Raw genomic sequence first — 15,628 nt, 5'->3', positions numbered from 1 at the left:
GCCTATTCCGGCTCAGCACCCAGTGGAGAGAACGTGGCCGTCGGGTTGCAGGCGGAGGCGCTGCGCGCGGCCGGATACGACGTCACCCAGGTCGGCGTGTCGACCGACCAGCTGTCGGCGCACCCGCTGTATCCCGTACGCACTGCCGTGGGCGTGGCCACAGGCCGCGGCTGGGACCCGACCGAGCGTCTCCGGGCCGCCCGCCCTGACATCGTGCACATCCACAACCTCTTTCCCAACATCTCGACTCGCTGGCTGGGGCATTGGGAGGGGCCGATCGTCGCGACGATCCACAACTACCGGCCGCTGTGCGCCGCTGGCACGCTTGCGCGGGACGGGGCGCAATGCGTGGAGTGCGTGGGCCGCCGGATTCCGATGCCCGCCCTGCGGCATCGGTGCTACCGGTCCTCGTTGCTGGCCACCGCACCGCTGGCCGTCGCCAACGTCGGGGGGGTCAACGCCCATCCCGTTCTGAGGCGGGCCGATCGGATCATCTTCCTCGCTCCCCGGGCACGCGGCATCTACGCCGACGCCGGCTACTCCCACCTGGACCGGTCCGTCGTGCTGCCAAACTTCGTGGAGCCGAACGAGGGCGCCTCTGGCGCGGCCGACCCTGGCGACGCTCCGTGGCTCTACTTCGGGCGACTCGCACCCGAGAAGGGTGTCGTGCCGATGCTGCGGGCGTGGCCGCAGGAGGTGCCTCTACTCGTCTACGGGGCCGGGCCCGACGAGGAGCAGGTCGCGCGGCTCTGCCGAGGGGCGGTGGAGTATCGGGGCCCCCTCCCGCGTGAGGCGCTGCTGGCTCGGATCCCGTGGCACGCAGGGTTCGTCTTTCCCAGCCTCTTCGCCGAGGGGCTGCCGACGGTATACCTGGAGAGCCTCGCCGCCGGTGTGCCGGTCGTGGCGCACAGCGGCAACAGCGCCGCCGACGACATCGCGGAGCATGGCTCCGGCCGTGTCTTCGATCGCTTCGAGGAGCTGCCTCGCCTGGTCTCCGCGGTGGGTGACGACCACGACCGATATCGGGACGCGGCAAGCCGGCGGTACTGGGAGGGCTTCTCGCAGCAGGCGTGGGTCGATGGCATCGGCGAGGTGTACCGGGCGGCCCAGGTGGAGCGGGCGAGTCGGCGGTCACCCTGATGGCCACCGGGGTCGGTCGCAAGCCGCTCGTCGCGTATGCCCCCTCCCGGCGGGCCCGCGTCATGCGCCTGATCAGGGGCGTACCGTCGGTCGAGGCGCTCGCTGCGATGTTCTTCGTGCTGGTCATCGACTACCCCACGCAGCTTCGGTTCGGCGCGAACTCCGTATCGGCCGCCATCACGATCCTGCTGACCTGGCTGCTGGGCATCCTCTTCGTCCTCAACCTTCTTGTCGCGGGAGGGCGAATGAGACCGCAGGCCCGGCTCGCACTGCGCGAAGGGCTCCGTAGGTCGCCGGTCCTTCTCATCTGCTTCGTGATCTACGGATTCGTGCGGTTGGCCATGGCCCCGACGCCCGAGGGCGTGCAGAACCTGCTGTGTTATGCGATGTTCGTTCTGGCCATCCTCGTCGCGGCCACCTCGCTGCGGTTCGACTACCGCCGCGTCATCCGCTACCTGGCGTGGTGCGCGGTGGCGAGTTCGGCGCTGTACCTGATCCAGCAGCTGATCTTCAACACCGGCGAAGGAGGGCATCGCCTGTTCATCGGCGACCGCTCCTACGCCATGACGGCACTGATCGGGCTCGCGGTCTTGGTGCCCGCGAAGCGGCGTAATGTCGACCCGGATTCCCCACCACGGTCTCTGTTCTGGCCTCTGTTCATCCTGGCCGTCCTGCTCTTCAGCCTCTCGCGGACCGCGCTGGCCGTCGCGCTGGTGCTGTTGCTGTTCTTGGCTGTGAGGGCCCACAAGAGACTGCGCGTCCCCGCCGTCGTCATGGCCTCGATCTCCGGAGTGATGCTGCTGGCGCTGGTCGTCGCCGTCTATCCACCGATCCTGGCCCGATTCACCGAGGGAGACAACGCACAGGTCGGCGGGATCCGCATGAACACGTCCGGGCGCAGCGTCCTGTGGAAGATCACCTACGACTCCGCGATGAGGACACCTGTGTGGGGCCACGGCCCCGGTGATTCGATGACAGTCATCGACAGGTTCTTTGCCATCCCGGGCGTTGGCCACCCCCACAATGATTACCTCCGGGTCTTCAACGACCTGGGTTTCGTGGGGGTTGTCCTGTTCTGGGGCGGGATGTTCGCGCTCCTCATCAGGTGCTGGCGCAAGGCCCGGGTGAAGTTCCCCCCGGACCGTAGAGGCATCGACAATGAGGATCGAGATGCCAGAGAAACGGAAGAAGTACGACGGGGAGTTCCGTGAGGGAGCTGTCCGGATCGTCGAAGAGACCGGGAAGCCGATTGCTCAGATCGCGCGCGACCTCGGCGTGAACGAGGGAACCCTGGGCAACTGGGTGGCTCGCGCCAAGGAGGCTCGCGAGGGTCGGGGCGAGTTGTCGAAGGACGACGTCGAGGAGCTCAGGCGGTTGCGTGCGGAGAACGCCGAGCTGCGGATGGAGCGTGATGTCCTCAAGCGATCCGTGGTCCTGTGGGTCAAGGAGGCGACGAAGTGAGCGTGGCACGCTTTATCGCTGACCAGAGGACCAAGTACCGGGTGCCACACACGATCACGTGTGCCCTGCTGGGCGTCAGTGTGGCGTGGTTGTACAAGTGGCTCGGTCGGGCCGCGGGGCCGTCAGCTGCCAGCGGTCTGCACACGCCGACCGATCGGCGTCGCGACACCATCGACCGAGCGGTGCGGGTGATGTTTGACAGGAAGCGCGGCCTGCACGGCTCACCCCGGTTGCGCGCCGACCTGGTCGATGACGGCTGGAAGGTGAGTGAGAAGACCGTGGCGGACTCGATGCGCCGCCAAGGTCTGGTCGCCCGCCGGATCAAGCGCCGCAACGGGCTGACCAGGCAGGACAAGACCGCTGCGAAGTTCGGCGACCTGCTGCGTCGGGACTTCACCGCCGAGCGGCCGAACGCCCGGTGGGTGGGCGACATGACGGAGATCCCGACCGTCGACGAGCACGGCCGGCCCGGACCGAAGCTGTACCTGGCGACCGTGATCGACCTGTACTCCCGGCGGCTGCTCGGCGCCGCCACCGGGCTGCATCCCGACGCTGCGCTGGCCTGTTCGGCGATCAAGATGGCCGTCGCAGCCCGCGGCGGTGTCGATGCGGTCAACCAGCCCGGCTGGCGCGAGGACGAAGCGAAGCGGGTCATCTTCCACACCGACCGCGGCTCGACCTACACGGCCAACCCGTTCACCAAGCTGTGCCGCAAGCTCGGCATCCGCCAGTCCATGGGCCGGGTTGGCTCGTGCTTCGACAACGCCGCCGCCGAGGCGTTCTTCAGCTCCCTGGAGTGGGAGGTGCTCTCGCGCCAGGAGTTCGCCGACACCCCCCAAGCCCAGGCTGTTGTGCTGGACTGGTGCTACGGGTTCTACAACCACGAGCGTCGGCACAGCTCGGCGGGCATGATGAGTCCCATCAACTACGAGAACACCGCGACCCCCGACCGGGAAGCCGCATAGGAAAGTCCTCCACGATTCGGGGGGAACCACACGGGCCCAGGACGAGGTGCGGCACTGGGCCGCCGTAATGGCGCTGCTGTCGGTGGTGCTGCTGGCGATTACGGACAACGTGATCGTTTACCAGTTCATCATGATGCCGGTTGGCGTCATCGTCGGGATCTCTCTGCGTGCGACAGCAGCGGCCGTCCCCGTCATGACCTGGGAGTGGGCGCAGCCGGCGAGGGCGCACACGGGGTACCCGTGAAGGTCACCGGTCTGACGGCAGGATTGCCCTAATGCCCACACCGCCTCGAGAAACGAGTCCACAATGACGACCCGCGTGTTCGCCCTGGCCTTCGCCGCCGAGCCGGGCCGGGGCAGCGAGCCGGGGGCCGGAGCCGAGTTCGCCAGGGCTCTGGCCGCGGTGTCCCGGCGCGACGACTGCATCGTCCGTCTGTACACGCGGTCGCACCGTCTGGGGAAGCTACGGGCAGCCCTCGACGCGGACGTTCCCGGGCACCGGCTTGAGGTGGTGCCCGTCGCAATCTGGGCCCCGTTGGCCCGGCGGCTGCAGTGGCAGTGGGCCCGGCTGTCATACGTGTGGTGGCAGCGGCGCGCCACGTCGAGGGTGCAGGCAGACCTGCGGGACGTGCCGGCGAAGGACCGCGTCGTCGTCCACCATGTGACCTTCGCGACCGTCGCCGTGCCGACCTTCGAGCGGCGGATCCGACGGCCGGACGGCAGCAGCCCGACGTTCGTCTTCGGCCCCGCGGGTAGCTCGTCGATGGAGTTGCCCGACAATCCGGGGTTGCGGGTACGCGGCATCCAACTCATGCGCACCGCAGTGGGTCGCTACAACCTCGCTGGTGTCGACCTCGCGGTAGCGCAGACCCTCGACCTCGTGCCGGTCTTCCTGCGTCTGGGTGCTAAGAACGCGCTCGCGTGTCCGAACGTGGTTGTCGATCCGCCCGCGGGGATCGAGGAGGTCATCCGGAACCCCAAGCGCATCATCAACGTGGGCCTACTGATCCCTCGCAAGCGGCAGGAGCTCGCCCTACAGGCATTCGCTCTCCTGGAGGACCGCGATCTGCGGATGGCCATCGTCGGCAGCGGCCCGCTGGAGGACGATCTCCGGCGGCGATGCCACGAGCTCGGACTCGGCCCACGGGTGGACTTCCTTGGCAAACTCACGCCGGAAGACACCCTGCGCGAGATCGCCCGCAGCGCCGTCCTGCTGCACACATCGCGCAACGAGGGGGCTACCTGGGTGATCGCAGAGGCCCAGACAGTGGGCACGGTCCCGGTTGCGCCGCCGCGGACCGGTGCGGACTCAACGATCCACCTGGGCGGCGCCGGGGTGGTGGCTCGCGACGACTCACCGCAGGCGCTGGCCGACGCGGTCACCGAGGCCCTGCGTCGGCCCGGGACGACCACCGACATGTGGCGTCGGGAGCGTCTGCCGGAACTGCTCACACAGTGGTATGGGCTGGCCTAGCCACGCGCGATTCAGGCTGAGCGACGCCGCAGGTGCCGAGACACGAGGAGCAGCCCGACCATGGCGGTGACCGCGGCCGACGCCGCTTGCCCGGCCGGTACCGCAAACACACCCCACGGCGACAGCAGCGCATAAGTGGTCAGCAGCGAGACCCCTGCCGCGATGATGCTGAGAAGTGCGGGCTGACGGAACGAGTCCAGGGCGATGAAGAAGCTCAGGTGCACGTTGCCCGCGCCCTCCAGCGCGAACCCGGCCGCTCGCGCCGCCGCGAGCAGGGCGTCGACAGGTCGCCCGAGCGCGGCGGATAGGAGGTTGCCACTGAGCAGGAGCACGAGCCCGTAGCTCAGCCCGGAGGCGACAAGGATGCCCATCCGCTCGGCGATCTTGCGGGGAATTCCCAGGTTCGCCCCGGCGCCGATCGCGCGGACCAGACCGGGGAATAGTACCCAGCTCAACCCGTTGGCCAGCACGAATACGGGGCTGGCCGCCACCCGTGCCCCTTCGAGGTGGGCGTTGGCGGAACTGCCGAGGATCTGCAGCACTAGGGCGCCCTGCAGATAGATCGTGACTTGGGTGACGAGCACGGGCACGAGCAAGAACGCGCGTTCGCGCAGAGGCGGCAACACTCCCGGGTTCACCGTGCCGCAGCGATGCTGCGCCCACCGCCAGACGGGTACCCCCACGAGTTGGCCGAGCGCCAGTGCACCGAACGGAAGGGCGTAGTCCACCGGGCCGCGCGGCGCGAACGAACCCGCGAACAGTACCCCGATGGTGACGGCGGTGCTCAGGAAGGCGGTGACGCCGGCGGCCTCGTGCTGTCCCGCGATATGCAGCGACGCCCGGACGTGGGACAGCAGCGCTGTGCCGACCGTGGCCGCGGCGGCCGTCGCGCTCATCAACGCCAGACTCGCCACGGGGACCTCTCGCGCCAGGGGCAGGCCACCTAATGCCGCCACGAGAGCCGCGGCGACGAGTGACGAACGAGCGGCGGCGAAGGTGGCCTGGAACGGTGGCAGAGAACCGTTGGACTCGCGGTTGACGCGTACCTCCAGCGGCGTCAGCACCAGGCCGCGGGGAAAGACCGCCCCGATCACCCAGCTCGTCAAGGTGAGACTGAAGAGAGCGACCCCGGCGTCCGGCAGGTGGCGGACCGCGTAGGCCCCGACCGCAAAAGTCCCCAGCGCCGAAAAGGCCGAGTCGCCGATACCGCCGAAGAGCTTCCTCCGAACGGACACGTCACCTCCACACCTCAGCCAGGGCGACGCCAGTATGGCAGCCTCCCGGACACCGGTGAATATCGGGCGCGAGGGTCGCCTGCATAGGGCCGCCGCACGTAGGACGGGTCCGAAACGGCGGGGTATAGCGTGCTGCCCATGTGGATGGTCAGGCCGCGCGCGGGTCGAAGGGCAGAGTCACGAGCAGCCTCGCACAGTGATGGCGGCACCGTCCTCAGGCCGCCCGGTCAACCGAAGCGCGCCCTGGCGGAGTTGCGCGCGGTTCTGCTCTGCGGAGTGGGCACGGGCAACGTCGGCAACGATGCATCGCTAGCGACGGCAGTCGATCTCATCCGTGCCGAACGCCCCCGCGCCGACTTCCGGGTCGCCACTCCCTTCCCCGACGGAGCTCGGAACCTGCTCGATCTGCCCGTTCTGCCCATGCGACAGAACATGACGCAGTACCTCAACCTGGGTTCCCGCGGGGCAATCGTCAAGGCCATCGCTCTCGGGGAAGTGCGCCGACTCCGGGAAGCAGCGATCCTCGTGCGGAGCGCCGACCTGCTGGTCGTCACCGGGACGGGCATCTTCGACGACTTCGGTGAGAACCCGTGGAACATGCCGTACGCCCTGCTCTCGTGGACAGGCCTGGCACGGCTCTACCGGCGGCCGTTCGCCTTCCTGGCCGTGGGGGCCGGCCCGGTGGTGAATCCCGTGAGCCGCCTGCTGTTCGTCGTGGCGGCTCGATTGGCCACGCTCGTGTCATACCGCGACGAGGGGTCGTTGCAGTTCATGAAGGGCATCGGTGCGGAACGCGAGGACGCGCGCGTTTGCCCTGACCTCGTTTTCGGGATGGAGCGGCCGGCGGCCCGGGCCGCGAACCCCTCCGCACAGCGTTTGGTCGTGGGTGTCGGCGTCATGTTGTACGGGGGATGGTCGGCCGAGGGTGAGGGGCCCATCTACGAAAAGTATGTCGAGTGCCTCGTTGACGTCGTCGACCGACTCGTGGGGCAGGGGCACGCCGTGCGCTTCCTCGTGGGGCAGCCGTGCGACCTGCCGGTCGTTGAGGAAGTCATCCGTCGTAGCCGTCCGGCCTTGCGGACCAGCCTGCGTCTGCCCTCGATCGTGGATCTTCGCGGTCTCCTCGAGGCGGTCGGAGAGACCGACCTGGTCATCGCAACGCGCTATCACAACGTTGTCGCCGCGCTCATGATGAATCGACCGGTCGTGTCGCTGAGCTACGCGCCCAAGAACGCTGACCTGCTTGCGACGGCGGAGGTCTTCGGGTTCGACCGGCCCATCGAGCAGGCAACCGCGGATTGGGTTCTCGAACGGGTAGAGCAGATCCGAGGAGGCCGGTCAGGCTTCAGTGAACCGGCGTGGCGGATCGTCGGAGGTTGGGGGGACGCAGTGCGGGCTGAGGTTCGCCGGGTGTTGGCCCGCGCGGCGGCCGAGCAGTCCTAGCCTGACCCTCCTCCGGCCCGGCCGGTGACAGCGCGACATTTCCGGCTCATCTCGCTCAGGCACGGCTTGTCTGCGCCGACTCGACTGGACGACAGTCGCTCCTTGTCGCAGCCCGGAGCAACGGCCGGACTGACGCCGACCACGCGCGCGCTGGTCTGCGCCCGCCCGGTGGGGAGCGTTCACGGCCGAGAGCGGAGCGCCCCATGCCGAAGTCCATTCCTGACGTAGTCCGCACGGGTTTCGGCCGGGTGGTCGCCCCTCTCGGCATGTGCGTGGCGGCTCTTGTGGTGGGTATGGCGCAGACGCCGGCCTCCGCGGCGTACACGCCCGACGCAACGAACCAACTGCAGCGGTGGGCCCGGAGCGGTACGACGGTGAGTGTGCCCCCGGGTACATACGTGATCAATGAAACCATCAGACTCTCTCGAGGCAGCGTCTTGAAGGCAGACGGTGCAGTGAACATCGTGGCCGGGGCCAACCCTCGCGGTGAATTAGACGCAAACGGCCTGCACATCTCCATCGAAGGATCGGGTGCCGGCGTAGAAGGCATCACGATTCTGCAACCGCGCAAGCCGCTGGCATACACCTCCGACGAGCCCTCCACCATCAGGGTATTCCGTGAGGGAACGTCGATTTCCGGCGCTCGGGTGATGAACTGCCGGCTCCTGGGACCCGGGTTGAACGAAATACGAGTGAAGGGAACGTTGACTAGCGACACGACCGTGCGAGGAAACTATTTGGAAAAGGCCGCTGGTATCAGCTATTCGTACATGGGAGCCAAGGGGACCAGAGCGATCAGGAACACCGTGCTGGACTCCAGTGGAAATGGAATGTCGTCGGCTGCTGTCGACGGATCGGAGTCCTCGGGGAGCATCGTCGACTCCAACAGCATCGTGCGACCCAGACGCATGGGCATCGAGGATTGGGGTGAAACCTCCGGTGCAATCATCCGAAACAACCGGGTGGAGAGCTCGTTCGGTATCGGAATTTCCGCGGTGGGATGGCGCTCTCAGGTGAAATACAACACGGTCTCGGACGCGCGTGATGCGGGCATCGAGGTCGCGGCAAGAGAAACTCGCGTATACCGTAACACGGTCTCGTCAAGTGGCTATCGCCCCATCCCGGGAATCATCGCAGATGGGGGGTCGCAGCGTGTCCCGGGTCATATTCAGATTGTCGAGAACAAAGTTGTCGGAACGCGGATCGGCATACAAAGCCATGGCAATGTTGGGATACTGCAGGTGCGCGGAAACAAAGTCCTGGACTGGTGGCGTTCCGGGATCGTCCTTGAGGCGAGTCCCCACGCGAGGTTCACCGTTCAAGCGAACCAGATCGCGACGCGGGGAGTGAACCGGGCCGAGGACGTCATCCGCCATTGCCTGCTGGTTGACGCGGATCAGGCCCTTATCGATCGGAACAGCTGTGCCTTTGAAACGCCGTCGTCAGACCTGGGTTGGGACTACTTCCTCAAGATGGGCAACGTGAGTGGCGTGGTGGTCACAGGCAACACGTTTGACGCGAGTCGATCCCGGGCCAGCCGCCCGGCCGTCGTGGGATCGAACGGCGCGCACCCCGTATCGACGACGATCTCAGGCAACTCGGCACTGGGTGATGCCGTATTGTACGAGTCCGACTTCGACGGCTTGGAACTCGAAGACAACCCGGGACTCCGCATCATCTGAGCCTGCTAGTGTGGCGGACATCGCTCGGCGAACTCCAAACGTCCGCCGAGGATAACCCCGACCGCCCACCAGAACGGCACGGCGCCGAACGGTGACTCGAGCACGACGCCCAGTGAGCTCGTTATCGGCACCGTTAGACTGATTCCGAATACGATGAGCAGCAGGGTGCTGTGGCTGCACCGCCACCACATCCATCCTCCCAGGCAGATACTCACGATGATGATGAGCGCAATCAGGAGCGCGTACCAAAGTCCGAGTCGCGCGAGGAGTGTCAACCAGAAGTTGTGAGGCGAGCGCGGGATAGTCTGCCCGACTTCACGGGTCCCCACGAGCTTGTAGTCGGCGCCCGAGGCCGACATGAAATTTATTCCGAATCCAGCGCCGAGGTGGATCCTCTCGTTTGTGCTGAGGAACCAGCTCACGATGGCCTCCCAGGCCTTCATGCGCGCCTGGGCCGTTCCCGCTGCGCCCATGCTCCGTTCGCTCGAGGCCATTCCGAAGGTGCCCAGAATGCGATCCCCGATTCCGGTCGCCGCGATCTGGGCCACGGCCAGCGTGGCCACGTACGGCAGCGCGCCAAGGACGAAGAGAACGCGGCTCCGTGGTACGTCGGCCGCGGTGATGCTGCGGAGCAGGACGAGCGCGACGAGAGCGGAGGCGCCCAGCAGGCCGGCCCGGCTTCCGTTGAGGAAGATGGCCGATGCAAAGACGACGAGTCCCGCGGCGGCTAGCGGAGGCCGCCAGCCGCGGCCGAACACGACGATCCGGACACAGAGCGCCGCGGCGATACCGGACACGGCGCTGTCGATGTCGGACCTGATGGTGAACACCCACAGCTGCTGGTCGCGGGAGATGAGGGGCAGCGCTTCGGGCAAGGTCGGAAAGACGGCGGAGAGAGCATTCCATAGGCCGTGGCCGTACACCGCGTACTCGAGGATGCGGCCGGTGCGGAAAATTCCCACGGCCCCGATGAATGCCGTTGCCGTCCCCGCGATCAGGCCGACGCCGATGTACAAGAACGGTGCGTAATCTCGCAGAGCCGACATGGAGTGGTCCGGGCCGGTGGCGAACCGGACGAGGGCCCAGGTTGTGGCCAGGATGAGCCAAGGGCTGAGGCCACGCGCCCACGCCGATCCGTGGGGCCATCCGGCGAGGATGACGCCGACGGCTGCAGCCAGAAGTAGAGCGTCGGTGAGGAAGAAGGGCTCATGTCCCAAATAGGAAATCCAGCGAGTCCCGAAGAGCAGCATTGCGACGGCGAATACTCCGGGCAGGGCCCGGTCGCGCAACATAATTCCGGGCACCGTTATCCCCCCTTCCTGCTGATGTGGTTTAGGGATATTGAACTAGTCCCAGGTTGTCTTCAATGGACATGCCGGATATGAAGTTGGTCTCGATTACGACCTCACCTCTTGCCTGATTACCGGCAATGCGAACCTCAGAAGCCCGGGCTCCGCCGGTGCCAATGGCCAGGCGCACCGTGGAATGCATTTGTGCGGCGTCGAGGACGTTGTCGAGAATGTCGACAACCTTCACGTTTCCCAGTTTGACCGCGAATTCTGGGCCGCTGGGTCCGCGATGCGTGTAGTTCATGACCACGGCATTGGCCCGAAGTGTGACAGGCCCCTCGTCGACTATCACCGCAGCCCTGGCATCGGGGGAGGCCGGTGGCATATTCTGAGTGAGGCGATTCCCCTCGAGTTCGTACTTGCGCGTCGCCTTCGCTGCCAGTGATATTCCGCTCTCGCTCCAATTCTCTACGACGTTCTTCTGGATCCGGGCTTCGCCCAGGCTTCCCAGGGTCTGGATAGCGACATTGGCGCCTATGATGCGGTTTGCGATAATAGTGACGGTGCTGGACCTATCGCTGCCGTTGACGACAATCCCCGTCGCCTTTCCGGAGATCGTCGAGTAGTGGACTCGGTTTCCTGAGACGACCCGCGCGCTGGGCGAAACTTCTATGCCCGTTTCGTCCGGTTGCGACACGACATTGTCCTCGACGCGTGCCGAGGAGCCCACTGCCGATATTCCCACCCCGCGAGGGCCGACAACCTCGTTATCCGTGAGGTGGGTGTTTTGCGTACCCCAGTCCTCGATCCCCATTCGGCCTGGAGAGACGATCGTATTTCGCGAGACCACGTTGTCGCTCGCTGGCTCCTCCTCTTTGGAGCTGGCAGACATTCCATTCTCGGCAGATTGTTCGATGCGGTTCTCTGTCGCGCGCGTCCCGCTCGCGCCCATGTACGAATAGATTATCCCCCCGGCGTTCTTGAGGAGGTTTCCCTCTATCCTCGTGCGGTGGGTCTGGCCTCCCTTGACGCGAATCCCGTCGAGGTTCGGACCCAGGAGGCGACAATTTCGGACGTAGGCTCCTTCGATGCGTGATTCCGGTGAGAACACCCGAATGGTAGAGAGTTCGGGAGACGATCTCCGTAACGGTCGGCCACGTGATGTCAACTCCAGGTCGGCCACTCCCGATCCGGAAGACTCCAGGGAGAAGTAGAGCCCCGACTCGGCCAATGTTCCCGTCGCCTCGGGTGATGCCGTAATGCGCGTGGCGGCGTTCGATCCGAGGACAGAACTTCCGGACCGCAGGACGATGGTGTGGGAAATCAGGTAGTGCCCTGGGGGCAGGCGAACCGAGACGCCCTCATCGGCATGGCGCTGCAGGACCTCCGTGATGTCCGAGCCCTCTGTGGGGCGCAGCGTGTCGATTGTTGTGAGCCCCGGAATCGCGCGTGGGCTGCCGGCCTCGGGTGAGGAGGGGAGGGCTGCGGTGCAGGACGTCAGTGCCAGCGCACAAAGGAACAGCGCGCCAGGGCGCGGTGCGCTCATCGAGGTCCTGGCCGTCCGGGTCAAGGACGGCGATCCGTTCCCTCGCCCGTGGATGTGGTTTCTGTCCCCAGCCGGACTCGCATCGAGGGGTTCTCCGAGTGTCGAGGCGAGCGCTGACCGCGTTGTCGCCACGCCTCCACGAGAAGTAGACCCGAGGCTGCCAGGACGATCGATATTGCGGCGGGAATCGGCAGGGCGGCGAGCGCGTAGGTCAGGCGCGACCTTTCTGCGGGTGGTTGGGCGGCAGACACGATGAAGGGCGTGATGCTGCGTGTGCGCCCAGCGATGGCGGGAGTGCGTTGCCTGATCGTAGTGACGACTTCTTCAGACACTAGGTTCGCATACCTTGCGGCCTGATCAGGTTGGGCATCCTTGTAGGAGACGGTGAACACGTTCGCCGCTGGGGGATGTCCGACGGAGATCCTTCCTCTCATCGTGCCCACGGGTGGCGACTGTGGCACACGGGCCGCGACTGCCTCCAGGACACTCGCCGACTGCGGCAAGGCCAGGTAGGTGTCCATCTGGCGGTCGATGTACGCGGTGCCCTCGTTGAGTGCGGCCAGCGATTCTGCCGAGGTCACGGCGACCGTCATTTCGGTGGATGCTGTGTATTCGGGCCCTTTCGCGAGGGCGTAGATGAGAGCGGATCCAACCGTCAGGAGTAGGCATAAGGTCACGATCATGGCTCTCAATTTGGCGACGCGGCTCATCCCTGCCGCGCGCGTCCAGGCCCGTCCCCCGAGCGTGGACCAGCGGTCTCCGGCGTTCATTTTCCGAGTCTACTGGCGCCCCTGTTGTGGGCGCCTGGTCACGTTGCTTCAGTTACAGTTTCGCAACAAGCTCGCCTGCGCGCGAAGCGAAAATGTGCGAACGGCGCTAATCCACTTGGGTGGGAAGGACTTTCGCAGGGCAGCCGTGTTGAGGGCTCCGGTGCGGCCCGCTGGGGTGAACAGGGGCGTTGTCATCCCAGCCGCAGGTATCCCAGCCAGTAGCCGCCACCAGGGCGGCGCTGGCCGTTCGCCAACCGCAACGGGGCGAGATAGCCCTGTGGATCCTCAGCCACGACCGTGACAGCGAAGACGCCCCGGAGACCTTCCGGGATGTCGGCGCTGTCGACTGTCATCCGGGGTCCGCGATCCGAAGTAACCGCTCGCAGGTCGACCGACAGCGGGAACTGCCAGGCGACTTTATCCCTCGCCGTGCGCAACTGCAGCCGCGGTGTCCACTCGTCGTAGGTGGGAGCCACGCCTGAGTTCGACCACGTCGACGTGATCCGTAGGCGCCCGCCGGGGGCGAGCTGCCCGGTCAATGTCACACGGTCGAGGCGGTACGTGAAGCCGCTGTCGTGGTAGGCCTGGGCGTATGCCGCCCGCTCGGAGGGGTGCAGAGTATCGAGGGGGTGCGGGAAATTGCCCGACGAGAGCATCGACAGGTGCAGGTCGTGCACTGTGCGCAGGCCCAGGGACGCTGTCGTCTCGGCGTGGGGGCACCACTCGCCGACGATCGGGCTGCGACGCCAGAGCTGATCCATGCCGTCGGGAAGGAACTTCAGCGTCTGCGGGAAGCCTCCGATGCAGTCGTAGCGCAGTCCCACCTTGGAGCTCATGGCGACGGCGGTCCTTGGAAAGGGGTCGATGTAGTTCATAAGTACGTGTTTGTGGGGAAAAGCGCGCACGACGGCTCGGATGAGGCGGGCGGCATTCGGCATCGTGATCGGTGTGCTGGATGACCTCTCTGGGACGTACCACTCACCCCAATGTCCGTATCCCCCAACATCTATGAACCCGAGACGCGGGTCGTGATCGTAGCGGGAGCCCAGGGAGGACATAAGATTCTCCCACGCCTCCAGGAATTCCTCGCTGTTCCAGTCCGGAGTGCCGTCGGGCTGACGCGGAATGTAGGCCGGTGTCAGGTTCTCTCCGCAACCCGGGCAGAACGCCATGATGCGGAACATGAAGCGGGATCGGTTGGCTCCTGCTGCCGCCAAGCCCGCGTCGAAGGCCGAGAAGTCGTAGGCCCCCCTCTCCTTCTCTATCTGGGCCCCCCACTGCAACTGGTCGCGCCAGTAGACGTCGGTGCTTGCCAGGTCGGGAATAGCAGAAGCGACGTTCAGCCACTGGTACTGTCCGCGTCCGGGGTTTGGCACGTCGGCATCTGTGCCGATGCTGGGCGGAGTGAACGCCACGCCCACCGAGGTGACCTCGTACGTCGGTAGCGCCTCCGCGGGGTCGGCGAAGCCGTACGGGTCGTCTCCCGGTGGCGCGACGGGGGTCAACGCGACTAGGAGGGCCAGCATTGCCAGGCCGACGAGGCGAAGGTATCGGCGGCCTCGCTCAACGGTCACCGTCCGGGTGTCCGCCCCAGCGGCGCGTTACGGAGGCGATCGCGGGTCACGCTGCGCGCGAGGCGCAACTGCTGAGGAAGGTACTGCCGAAGGGCCAGGTAGGCCAGTGCGCGAATGCCGGGAGGTGCCATGAGCGACCGTGCCTGATCGCGGACGCCCTGCCGGTCGTTCGTCGCTCGCAGCGCGCGAAGCAACTGCAAGCGGGTCCGCGCCACCTCGCGTTCGACCCACTTCCTGGATCCCGGAGCGGTGCGCGGCACCTCCCGGGTAAGCACGTCCAGCGCGCCGCGTAAAGACTGTGTCGTGAAGCGAAGCCCGTCGGAGCGTTCGTGAACGCGATACGCCATGACCGCCTTCCGAACAAAGTACCCTGCAGCGTCACCTCGTGAGGCTGCCAGCGTGAGGTACCGGTCATATGCCGTCGCCGCGCTGTCCGGAACCCCGGCCCAGTCGATGCAGTCTCGGCGAATGATCGACGCCATGAGGAAGACGTACCCGTGGGCCGCGAGACTGGTGAAAGGCTGATGGACGCCCTCAGCGAGAAAGTCCAAGCTAGGGAGGTACTTGACTCGGCGCTGTAGGGGCATCACTTGCAGATCGTCGTCTATGACGACAAGATCGCCGAACACGATGGTGAGTGCGGGGTGCGAGGCAAACGGCGCGAGGAGCTCTTCGACACATTCTGGGTACAGGAGATCGTCGTCGTCCACCTCCATCACGAATTCAGTGGACGCCTCCATGAACCCCGCGAGGACGTTGCGCAGCATTCCGAGATTTTCGTTTCGCGGGAGGTACCGGAAGCGTTCATCCCCCAGGGACTCCACGACCTGCTGCGCCTCTCGCTCCGGGGAGTTATCGCACACCAGGACGACGAATCCTGTGAACGTCTGGGCCGCGAGAGACCTCAGGCACTGAACAAGAAGATCGGGTCGCTTGTACGTGGGTACGACAATGGTGAGGACCGTTCCCGATCCGAATGCATCGTGAATGGTCACCGTCGACCCCACCGGACTGCCCCCTAGCTCCGCCATCCCCCCGCCTAAGGGTCA

The 15,628-nt window shown here is 66.0% G+C and carries 14 protein-coding genes; 8 read left to right on the top strand and 6 right to left on the bottom strand.

The genetic code is table 11. The annotated features are described in order from the left end of the window. Positions 1-33: 33 nt before the first annotated feature. The 6 genes from PINTE_RS04015 (at position 34) to PINTE_RS03995 (ending at position 5,040) form a co-directional block, all read left to right on the top strand. Complete coding sequence (locus PINTE_RS04015; RefSeq protein ID WP_068426657.1) at positions 34-1,140, top strand: glycosyltransferase family 4 protein; 1,107 nt, start codon at positions 34-36, stop codon at positions 1,138-1,140. Further along, the gene (locus tag PINTE_RS04010) at positions 1,140-2,351 is read left to right on the top strand and encodes an O-antigen ligase family protein (RefSeq protein ID WP_068426654.1); all 1,212 of its coding nucleotides are present in this window, start codon (positions 1,140-1,142) and stop codon (positions 2,349-2,351) included. The genes PINTE_RS04015 and PINTE_RS04010 overlap by 1 nt, the downstream gene beginning before the upstream one ends. Beyond that, positions 2,311-2,601, top strand: a complete 291-nt coding sequence (locus PINTE_RS04005) for a transposase (RefSeq protein ID WP_068426649.1) — start codon at positions 2,311-2,313, stop codon at positions 2,599-2,601. Before PINTE_RS04010 ends, PINTE_RS04005 begins: the two co-directional genes overlap by 41 nt. Then, positions 2,577-3,566: an IS3 family transposase gene (locus PINTE_RS04000; RefSeq protein ID WP_306304841.1), complete on the top strand. Its 990-nt coding sequence runs from the start codon at positions 2,577-2,579 to the stop codon at positions 3,564-3,566. Before PINTE_RS04005 ends, PINTE_RS04000 begins: the two co-directional genes overlap by 25 nt. A gap of 67 nt (positions 3,567-3,633) precedes the next feature. Beyond that, complete coding sequence (locus PINTE_RS22515) at positions 3,634-3,810, top strand: hypothetical protein (RefSeq protein WP_157087069.1); 177 nt, start codon at positions 3,634-3,636, stop codon at positions 3,808-3,810. Positions 3,811-3,873: 63 nt separating this feature from the next. Continuing rightward, positions 3,874-5,040 (top strand): glycosyltransferase, encoded by a 1,167-nt coding sequence (locus tag PINTE_RS03995; RefSeq protein WP_068426640.1) that lies wholly within the window; start codon positions 3,874-3,876, stop codon positions 5,038-5,040. 11 nt (positions 5,041-5,051) lie between these two features. Here the strand turns inward: PINTE_RS03995 and PINTE_RS03990 are convergent, their stop codons facing one another. Continuing rightward, entirely contained in the window at positions 5,052-6,275 is a 1,224-nt protein-coding gene (locus PINTE_RS03990) for a hypothetical protein (protein WP_068426637.1), read from the bottom strand. Positions 6,276-6,551: 276 nt separating this feature from the next. Here PINTE_RS03990 and PINTE_RS03985 point away from each other — a divergent pair, with 276 nt between their 5' ends. Together PINTE_RS03985 and PINTE_RS21690 are read left to right on the top strand one after the other, a co-directional pair. After that, positions 6,552-7,718, top strand: a complete 1,167-nt coding sequence (locus PINTE_RS03985) for a polysaccharide pyruvyl transferase family protein (protein ID WP_169798450.1) — start codon at positions 6,552-6,554, stop codon at positions 7,716-7,718. A 203-nt stretch (positions 7,719-7,921) separates the two neighbouring features. Next, positions 7,922-9,400: a right-handed parallel beta-helix repeat-containing protein gene (locus tag PINTE_RS21690; RefSeq protein WP_084343199.1), complete on the top strand. Its 1,479-nt coding sequence runs from the start codon at positions 7,922-7,924 to the stop codon at positions 9,398-9,400. 5 nt (positions 9,401-9,405) lie between these two features. On the opposite strand, the gene PINTE_RS03975 is transcribed toward PINTE_RS21690, so the two are convergent. The 5 genes from PINTE_RS03975 to PINTE_RS03960 form a co-directional block, all read right to left on the bottom strand. Then, positions 9,406-10,692 (bottom strand): O-antigen ligase family protein, encoded by a 1,287-nt coding sequence (locus PINTE_RS03975; RefSeq protein WP_068426625.1) that lies wholly within the window; start codon positions 10,690-10,692, stop codon positions 9,406-9,408. Between the two features lie 40 nt (positions 10,693-10,732). Continuing rightward, positions 10,733-12,235 (bottom strand): right-handed parallel beta-helix repeat-containing protein, encoded by a 1,503-nt coding sequence (locus PINTE_RS21685; RefSeq protein ID WP_084343198.1) that lies wholly within the window; start codon positions 12,233-12,235, stop codon positions 10,733-10,735. A gap of 20 nt (positions 12,236-12,255) precedes the next feature. Further along, positions 12,256-13,005 carry a YveK family protein gene (locus PINTE_RS21680; RefSeq protein ID WP_084343197.1) on the bottom strand — a complete coding sequence of 250 codons (750 nt, stop codon included), beginning with the start codon at positions 13,003-13,005 and terminating at the stop codon, positions 12,256-12,258. A 191-nt stretch (positions 13,006-13,196) separates the two neighbouring features. Continuing rightward, positions 13,197-14,579: a DUF4832 domain-containing protein gene (locus PINTE_RS03965; protein WP_157087067.1), complete on the bottom strand. Its 1,383-nt coding sequence runs from the start codon at positions 14,577-14,579 to the stop codon at positions 13,197-13,199. Then, positions 14,576-15,610: a glycosyltransferase family 2 protein gene (locus tag PINTE_RS03960; protein ID WP_068426613.1), complete on the bottom strand. Its 1,035-nt coding sequence runs from the start codon at positions 15,608-15,610 to the stop codon at positions 14,576-14,578. The genes PINTE_RS03965 and PINTE_RS03960 overlap by 4 nt, the downstream gene beginning before the upstream one ends. Between the last annotated feature and the right edge of the window lie 18 nt (positions 15,611-15,628).

It is taken from the genome of Piscicoccus intestinalis NBRC 104926, assembly GCF_001515525.1.
Lineage (GTDB): Bacteria > Actinomycetota > Actinomycetes > Actinomycetales > Dermatophilaceae > Kineosphaera > Kineosphaera intestinalis.
The sequence above is the reverse complement of the archived record's forward strand: the minus strand, read 5'-3'. Positions and strand labels throughout refer to the sequence as shown.

Coding starts and splice junctions, on each gene's coding strand:
- PINTE_RS04010 (WP_068426654.1), top strand. CDS start 1,140: ATGGCCACCGGGGTCGGTCGCAAGCCGCTCGTCGCGTATGCCCCCTCC.
- PINTE_RS04005 (WP_068426649.1), top strand. CDS start 2,311: ATGCCAGAGAAACGGAAGAAGTACGACGGGGAGTTCCGTGAGGGAGCT.
- PINTE_RS22515 (WP_157087069.1), top strand. CDS start 3,634: ATGGCGCTGCTGTCGGTGGTGCTGCTGGCGATTACGGACAACGTGATC.
- PINTE_RS03995 (WP_068426640.1), top strand. CDS start 3,874: ATGACGACCCGCGTGTTCGCCCTGGCCTTCGCCGCCGAGCCGGGCCGG.
- PINTE_RS21690 (WP_084343199.1), top strand. CDS start 7,922: ATGCCGAAGTCCATTCCTGACGTAGTCCGCACGGGTTTCGGCCGGGTG.
- PINTE_RS03975 (WP_068426625.1), bottom strand. CDS start 10,692: ATGTTGCGCGACCGGGCCCTGCCCGGAGTATTCGCCGTCGCAATGCTG.
- PINTE_RS21685 (WP_084343198.1), bottom strand. CDS start 12,235: ATGAGCGCACCGCGCCCTGGCGCGCTGTTCCTTTGTGCGCTGGCACTG.
- PINTE_RS21680 (WP_084343197.1), bottom strand. CDS start 13,005: ATGAACGCCGGAGACCGCTGGTCCACGCTCGGGGGACGGGCCTGGACG.
- PINTE_RS03960 (WP_068426613.1), bottom strand. CDS start 15,610: ATGGCGGAGCTAGGGGGCAGTCCGGTGGGGTCGACGGTGACCATTCAC.